Origin of the sequence: Mycobacterium sp. (genome assembly GCF_036488105.1) — a bacterium.
Classification (GTDB): domain Bacteria; phylum Actinomycetota; class Actinomycetes; order Mycobacteriales; family Mycobacteriaceae; genus Mycobacterium.
This window is the reverse complement of sequence record NZ_DASXHW010000495.1, coordinates 1-6,804: the sequence shown is the minus strand read 5'-3', so window position 1 is coordinate 6,804 and position 6,804 is coordinate 1. Positions and strand designations below refer to the sequence as shown.

Genomic DNA, 6,804 nt, shown 5'->3' with positions numbered 1-6,804 from the left:
GCCGTTGGCGGCGTCGCGGCGGGACACGATCACGGCGGTGGCGCCGTCGCATGGGGCGTCGCAGTCGTAAAGGCACAGCGGCTCGGAGATCATTCTCGCGCTGATGTAGTCGTCCATCGTCATCGGTTCGCGGTAGATCGCATCGGGGTTGAGTCCGGCGTTGGTGCGGGCGTTGATCGCGATGCGGCCCAAATGTTCGCGCGTCAAACCGAAGTCGTGCATATACCGCTGGGCCGGCATCGCCAGCCAGTTCGCCGCCGACAGGGCGCCGAAAGGCGCCGTCCACTCCAGGTGTGGGGGCAACGCGCCACCGCCGAACAGCACTGAGGCGCGGCCGCCGCCGGCCTGCTGCGCGGCGGTGGATTCCCACACCGACCGGTAGACCACGACGTGGTTGGCCAGCCCGAGACTGACCGCCATGCATGCCTCGATCGCCGGGCCGATCTGCCCCGCGGTCTCCAAAGCCGACATGTACCAGCGGGAGCGCAGTCCGAGTGCGTTGCGGACCTCCTGGACGGTGGCCCCGGAGAATCCGGGGTCCGGCACACCCGGTCCCGGGTAGCTGGCGATCCCGTCGACGTCGTCGACGCTCAACCCGGCGTCGGCGATCGCCCGCAGCACCGCCTCAAGGGTGAGGTCCAATCCGGTCCGCCCGAGTCTGCGGCCGACCTGGGACTTACCCGCCCCGGTGATGACGGCTCTGCCTTCGAACGGTCCGCCAGTCACCAGACGAACCTAGCGATCAGTTCGGCCACCGCGGCCGGTTTGTCGACGCCGTCGATCTCGACGGTGTGACGCACGGTCAGGTTCACGGTGTCGTCGGCGACCCTGGCCGCGTCCGCGAGTTCGGACCTGACCCGGACGCGGCTGCCCGCAGTGACCGCGGACAGGAACCGCACCTTGTTCAGGCCGTAGTTGATGCCCATCTTGGCGTTCTCGACGCGGTAGTTGTCCTTGCTCACGCCGGGGATCAGTGAGAGCGTGAGGAAGCCGTGCGCGATCGTTGCGCCGTAAGGGCTTTCGGCCTTGGCCTTCTCGACGTCGACATGGATCCATTGGTGATCCATCGTCACGTCGGCGAAAGCGTCGATCCGGCTCTGGTCAATGTCCACCCACCGGCTGACGCCGAGTTCCTCCCCGATCGTTGCGAGCGCGTCGTCCACGGACTTGATCACCTTCACGGGTCACTCCCAAACTCGCTTACGCCGACATACCGATATCTATTTAACGGTATAGACTGGCCTCGCTCATCGGGCAAGCAGCCCGTCAACTTTGACGATCTTGGGAGTCACATGGCCACCACAACGTCCCGCGCAGCGATCGTGGCCGCTGCCCGCACACCGATCGGAACCGCGCGCAAGGGCACGCTGGCCAACATGCCCGCGATCGAGCTCGCCAAGCCCGTCGTCGCGGCGGTGGTGGATCGGTCCGGCCTTGACGCCGCGGAGTTCGACGACCTGGTACTGGCCGAGAGCATGCAAGGCGGCGGCGACAGCGCCCGCTACATCGCAGTTGCCCTCGGGCTACTCGACGTTCCTGGGCTGGCGGTCAACCGGCAGTGCGCCTCGAGCCTGTCGGCGATCGCCGTCGGCGCGGGTCAGATTGCGTCCGGAATGAGTCGCGCCATCCTGGCCGGGGGCATGGAATCGCTGTCCACCGGCCCGGTAATGCAGAAGCGCAAACCCTTCACCACAGGCAAGTCCGCCGAGGACTATGAGCAGTGGTTCCCCGAGTCGCATCCGCCGACCGCGGACGCACCCGCGATGGACATGTCGATCACCGTTGCTCACAACTGCAACATCCAGTACGGGATCACCCGCGAGGCACAGGACGAGTGGGCGCTGCGCAGCCATCAGCGCGCGATCAAAGCCATCGACGCCGGCGCTTTCCTCGACGAGATCGTGCCGATCCAGGTTCCGCAGGCCGACGGGACCACGGTGACCTTCGCCGAAGACGAGCATGCGCGCCGGGGAAGCTCGATGGAGTCGCTGGCGAGCCTGAAAGTACTGCATCCCGAGATCGACGGCTTCACGGTGACGGCAGGAAACTCCTCCGGCATCAACGATGCCGCGGCGGTGGTGGCCCTGGCGAGCCCGGAGACCCAGCGGGACGTGCTGGCAAGCGTGCTGTCCTGGACGCAGGTCGGACTCGACCCGACGCGGACCGGCAGCGGGCCGATCAAGGCCATCCCTAAGGCGCTCGAACTGGCCGGCCGCAAACTCGAGGACGTCGCACTGTTCGAGATCAACGAGGCGTTCGCCGCCCAGGCGGTGGCGTGTGCCAGCGAACTGGGTCTCGACGAGGAGATCGTTAACGTCTACGGGTCGGGCATCAGCCTCGGCCACCCGATCGCGGCGACCGGTGCCCGGATGGTCACCTCGGCGATCTACGAATTGCGCAGGCGCGGTGGAGGTATCGGCGTTCTGTCGATGTGTGCCGGCGGCGGTATGGGTGCCGCGATGGTCATCGAGGTGGCCTGAGATGACCGCCCTGATCACCGAGGGACTGTTCCGGGTCGACGGCGACCGCGCGGTGCTGTTCGGCTCGCGCAGGCGTTCGTCGGGTGCGGTGAAGTTCCCGGCCGAGCGGCCCGAGCTCTTCGACGGCGACCCCGAAATCCAGGAGGACATCGAGCCAATCGAGTTGTCCACCGAGGGAACGCTTTACACCTACACCACCCAGGAGTTCCCGCCACCGTTGCCGTACAAGGGCAATCGGGATCCAAAGGTGTTCCAGCCCTATGTGATTGGCTTCGTCGAGTTGAGCGAAAGCGTGCTGGTGGAGACACTGATCGTCGAGGCGAATCCGGCCGAGCTACGGATCGGCCAGCCCTTGGTGTCGACCACCACCACGCTGGAGACCGCCGACGGTCAGTCGTTGGTAACCTTCGCGTTCCGACCGGCCTCGGGGCGCTAATGTCGATTCGGTGACGGACCTGGGCTCCCCGCCCTTCGGGCTGCATCCTCTGCACGGCGTGCACGAGCCCACGACCGGCAATCCATCGCGTCGTCCCCGGTCCGCGCGCCGCACCACGTCGATCGACATGACCCGCGACGAAGGCTCACTGGACCCGGTGTATCTGAACGGGCGGGCGCGTGATCTGTGGACGGCGGCCGACGGAACAGTGAACGAGTTCGACTCCGCGACGCTCTCGGCCACTATCGAGCTGATTGCCCGTGTTGTCCGTCATGTTGAGGTGACGCCAACGGTCGCCGCCATGTCCCGGCTGGCCGGCGCGCCCGCGATGAGCGGGTTCCGCGCCGCGGCCGACAAGGTGGCTCCCGAGCTGCGGCAGGCGCGCGACCTGCGCTACACGCTGCTGGACGATGTTCCCGTCGCCACGCTGATATCAGGCCATGCACTGTCGGCGTCGAACCTGCTCGGAGACGTCGCGAAGTCGGGGTACCTGCCGGTCGCCGACCAGTGCGCGGGTTTCGCGACCGGCGGGCTGCTGCTGACCTCGTTCGAGGCAGGCGATCCCGTGATCGTCACCGGCCCGGAGGCTCCCGACCTCGATCACGGCGACGACTCTTGGGCCTGGCACCATGTGGCGGCGTTACCACGCCACGCCATGCGCCGCAGACGGCGCATCGATGTCTACCAGGGTGAGTCGCCGTCACGAGTCGGCATCGACGCGATGTTCCGCGACACCTATGTGCGAAGCGACGGGGTGGAGACGATCATCCACGAGTACACGCTGGCCGTCGTCGTGGACACCGACTCCGGCGTGATCGTCGAATCCGTTGCCACACCACGGGTGCTGCCGTGGCAGGAGTGTCCCGGCGCGGTCGCGAGCGCTGCGCGAATCATCGGAATGACGTTGCAGGAACTGCACTTTCGGGTCCGACAGGAATTGTCCGGTACCAGCACCTGCACTCATCTCAATGACCTGCTGCGCAGCATCGCCGATGCCGAGGCGTTGATACGCCTCGTGAAGGAAGCCTGAGCGCCTCAGCGCGGGCCTGGCGTCGCGTCGCCCAACTCGTCGGGTTCAGCAGGCCGCTTGGACGCGGCCTTCTGCTTGGTCGCGTCGTCGACCTCGTCGATGTCCTCGAGGGACGCCTCGTCGGTGATCGGTTGGCTGGTATCGAATCCTGACATGGCTACTGGGTAGCCAGAATGTCGGCGCCCAATCCTCTAGGCGTTGGCGAACGAGAACGTCACGATGCAGCTGACGCTCAGCGTGGCTACATCATCCGAAGGAGGTGGCCATATCGCTGTGCCCTGCACGATCACACCGCGAATGTCCCGATAGGCGGTGAAGGTGTCGGCCACCACGCAGGCTTGGATCTCAGCGCGTTGCGTGGCGTCGCCATTCACGCCGCCGACGGTGACGGCGATTGTGGCGGAGTCGAAGTCGACCACCCGCGCCGGTAGGGCCAGCAACTGGCCGTCGGCGTCGACGACACAGATCGCGCCGCTCGGCCCCTGCGCCAAGAACTCGGCTAGTTCGTCCTCGGCCATCGCAACCGGGCCGCCGCTGCGCGGACTAGGCATGTCGATCGGGGAGATCGGCGGCGCGGACCTCGGTGAGCGTCAGGCCGATGAAGCACCGCTTGCCGCTGAGAAGGCGGTCGCGGACCTTCGTCACGACCGAGTCGGGTACCCGGTGATCCGGTGACCTTTCGCCGACAAGTTCGTCGACCTCGGCTGCGGATGGTTGGTAGACGTGCGCGAGGCCACCAACGGTGATCCACCCCTCGTCGTCGCCGATCAAGCATGCGACCTCGGGAGCCGAGCGCAGGTGTTGGACCTTGGCGCTCTTGGCATAGGTGGCGAAGTAGAGGCAGCGGGTGGCGGAGCGATAGGCGACCGAACGCATGGCATAGCCGATCGGACGTCGGGCGCGGTCGCGGCAGAAGAGAAACACGCGGTGGTTGGCACGGATGAACTCGACGAGGTCCGGCGCGTCCAGCGACAGCGGGATCACGACGCGAGAGGCGTTGCCATCGCGACGATCATCTCGGCGACCACCGCGATCATTTCGTCGCGCTCGACGGCGACGGTCTGCCGGTGGACCGTGTGCCAGGCCCGGTCCAGCAGGCCCATCACCGCGACCCCGATGACGTCTGGGGAATGCGCGCCATTTCCGGCGATCGCCTGCCCTAGCTTCCACGACGCTCGGGTCACCATGCGGTTGCGCGACTTTCGAAAGTCGTCGTCGTCGGGCGCCGACTGCGTCGACGCGAGCACGAACGCGCCGTGGTGGTCCATGTAGTCGAAGTAATGGCCGACCCAAGCGGGGATGTCGGCTGGACCGAGCGATTCGCCGCCTTCGGCCCACTCGGCGATGACCGCGAGGACCTCGCGGTAGGCGTTTTTGCCGAGCACGTTGAAGATCTCGCGCTTGTCTTTGAAGTAGGTATAGAAGCCGGCCCGCGAGATGCCGCACGCTTCGGTGATCGCGTTGATCGGCGTGCCCGCGTAGCCGCGTTCCAGAAAGAGACGACGACTGGCATCCAGGATCGCCGAGCGGGTGCGCTCACCGCGGGTGGCGTCCAGTTGCCGTTCGGCGGGCGAAGCCGAGGTCACCGTCATGCGGCGACTTTATATGACAGTGTCGTCAACTGCAATCACCACAGCTCAAATGACTATTCGTGGTCGTCGAGATACAGACTTGACACAACTGTCAAGTTCAGCCAAGCTCTTAAACGAGCCGTATGTCGAGCCGGGAGAGGCACAACGATGACCCAGTTCAAAGATGCACCGATCTTCGATGCCGATCAGCACATGTACGAGAACCCCGATGCGCTGACGAGGTATCTGCCCAAGGAATTCCAGCCGAAGGTGCAGTTCGTCCAGATCGGCAGGCACACTCGCATCGCGATCCTGAACAAAATCACCGACTACATGCCGAACCCGACGTTCGACCGGGTCGCCGCTCCCGGTGCGCACGAGAAGTTCTACTCCGGCCAAAACCCCGAGGGTCTGTCGATGCGGGAGATGTCCGGCCGTGGCATCGACACGCCGCCGGGTGCGCGCAACCCCGAGGACCGGATCGCCGAACTCGATCGCCAGGGGGTCGACTCGTGCCTGAACTACCCCACGCTGGCTAATCTGGTCGAGCATTCGGCCGCCGAGGATCCCGAACTGACCGTGGCGATCATCCATGCCCTGAACCAATGGATGCTGGAGCACTGGGGCTTCAGCCACGCCAACCGGGTCTACTCAACGCCGGTGCTAACCCTGGGACTCGTCGACGAAGCGCGTCGCGAACTCGACTACATCCTGGACAACGGCGCCAAGGTCGCGTTGATCAAGCCGGCGCCGGTGAACGGCTACAAGGGGTGGCGCTCCCCCGCCCTGCCCGAGTTCGATCCGTTCTGGCGCGACGTCGAAGACGCCGGGCTGCCAATCGTGTTGCACGCCAGCCAACCTCCGCTGCAGGAGTACATCGACAAGTGGGAGCCGCCGTCGACCAGTAGCGCGTTCGAGATGTCCGCATTCAAGTGGACCGCGCTCGGTCACCGTGAGATTGCCGACATGCTCACCAGCCTGATCTGCCACGGCACGTTGACCCGGTTCCCGAAGCTGCGCATCGCCAGCGTGGAGAACGGCAGCGCATGGATCAAGCCACTGTTCGACGACCTGCAGTCGACGTACAACAAGATGCCGCAGAATTTCCCGGAGCACCCACACGAGGTCTTTCGTCGAAACGTCTGGGTCAGCCCGTTCTGGGAGGGTTCGGTGGCCGACGTCGTGCAAACCGTCGGATGGGACAAGGTGATGTTCGGCTCGGACTGGCCGCATCCCGAAGGCCTGGCCGAGCCCAAGCGTTATTGGCAGTACGCCGAGGGCATGGAC

At 65.6% G+C, this 6,804-nt stretch carries 9 protein-coding genes and 1 pseudogene; 4 read left to right on the top strand and 6 right to left on the bottom strand.

From position 1 onward, the window contains the following. Together VGH54_RS26105 and VGH54_RS26100 are read right to left on the bottom strand one after the other, a co-directional pair. Positions 1-726 (bottom strand): annotated as a pseudogene (locus VGH54_RS26105) (thiolase family protein); the annotation flags it as partial. Continuing rightward, on the bottom strand, positions 723-1,181 hold the full coding sequence (locus VGH54_RS26100; RefSeq protein WP_331515032.1) for a MaoC family dehydratase: 459 nt from the start codon (positions 1,179-1,181) through the stop codon (positions 723-725). The gene VGH54_RS26100 and the pseudogene VGH54_RS26105, both read right to left, overlap by 4 nt. Positions 1,182-1,292: 111 nt before the next feature. On the opposite strand from VGH54_RS26100, the gene VGH54_RS26095 reads away from it, so the two are divergent. Genes VGH54_RS26095 through VGH54_RS26085 form a run of 3 tightly spaced genes read left to right on the top strand, consistent with a single transcriptional unit; the run spans position 1,293 to position 3,946 of the window. Beyond that, entirely contained in the window at positions 1,293-2,480 is a 1,188-nt protein-coding gene (locus VGH54_RS26095) for a thiolase family protein (RefSeq protein ID WP_331515031.1), read from the top strand. A gap of 1 nt (position 2,481) precedes the next feature. Then, complete coding sequence (locus tag VGH54_RS26090) at positions 2,482-2,916, top strand: OB-fold domain-containing protein (protein WP_331515030.1); 435 nt, start codon at positions 2,482-2,484, stop codon at positions 2,914-2,916. Between the two features lie 10 nt (positions 2,917-2,926). Then, positions 2,927-3,946: a DUF2889 domain-containing protein gene (locus tag VGH54_RS26085; protein WP_331515029.1), complete on the top strand. Its 1,020-nt coding sequence runs from the start codon at positions 2,927-2,929 to the stop codon at positions 3,944-3,946. 5 nt (positions 3,947-3,951) lie between these two features. Here VGH54_RS26085 and VGH54_RS26080 read toward each other — a convergent pair whose 3' ends face one another. From VGH54_RS26080 to VGH54_RS26065, 4 genes are read right to left on the bottom strand one after another with little or no spacing between them, the layout of a single operon-like run. After that, entirely contained in the window at positions 3,952-4,101 is a 150-nt protein-coding gene (locus tag VGH54_RS26080; protein ID WP_331515028.1) for a hypothetical protein, read from the bottom strand. 36 nt (positions 4,102-4,137) lie between these two features. Next, a complete protein-coding gene (locus VGH54_RS26075) occupies positions 4,138-4,497 on the bottom strand; it encodes a hypothetical protein (protein WP_331515027.1) in 360 nt (119 codons plus the stop codon). Further along, a complete protein-coding gene (locus VGH54_RS26070; RefSeq protein ID WP_331515026.1) occupies positions 4,490-4,930 on the bottom strand; it encodes a pyridoxamine 5'-phosphate oxidase family protein in 441 nt (146 codons plus the stop codon). The genes VGH54_RS26075 and VGH54_RS26070 overlap by 8 nt, the downstream gene beginning before the upstream one ends. Further along, the gene (locus VGH54_RS26065) at positions 4,927-5,538 is read right to left on the bottom strand and encodes a TetR/AcrR family transcriptional regulator (protein ID WP_331515025.1); all 612 of its coding nucleotides are present in this window, start codon (positions 5,536-5,538) and stop codon (positions 4,927-4,929) included. Before VGH54_RS26065 ends, VGH54_RS26070 begins: the two co-directional genes overlap by 4 nt. Before the next feature lie 147 nt (positions 5,539-5,685). Between VGH54_RS26065 and VGH54_RS26060 the strand changes: the two genes are divergently transcribed. Continuing rightward, the coding region (locus VGH54_RS26060; RefSeq protein WP_331515024.1) for an amidohydrolase family protein at positions 5,686-6,804 on the top strand (1,119 nt) is incomplete at its 3' end.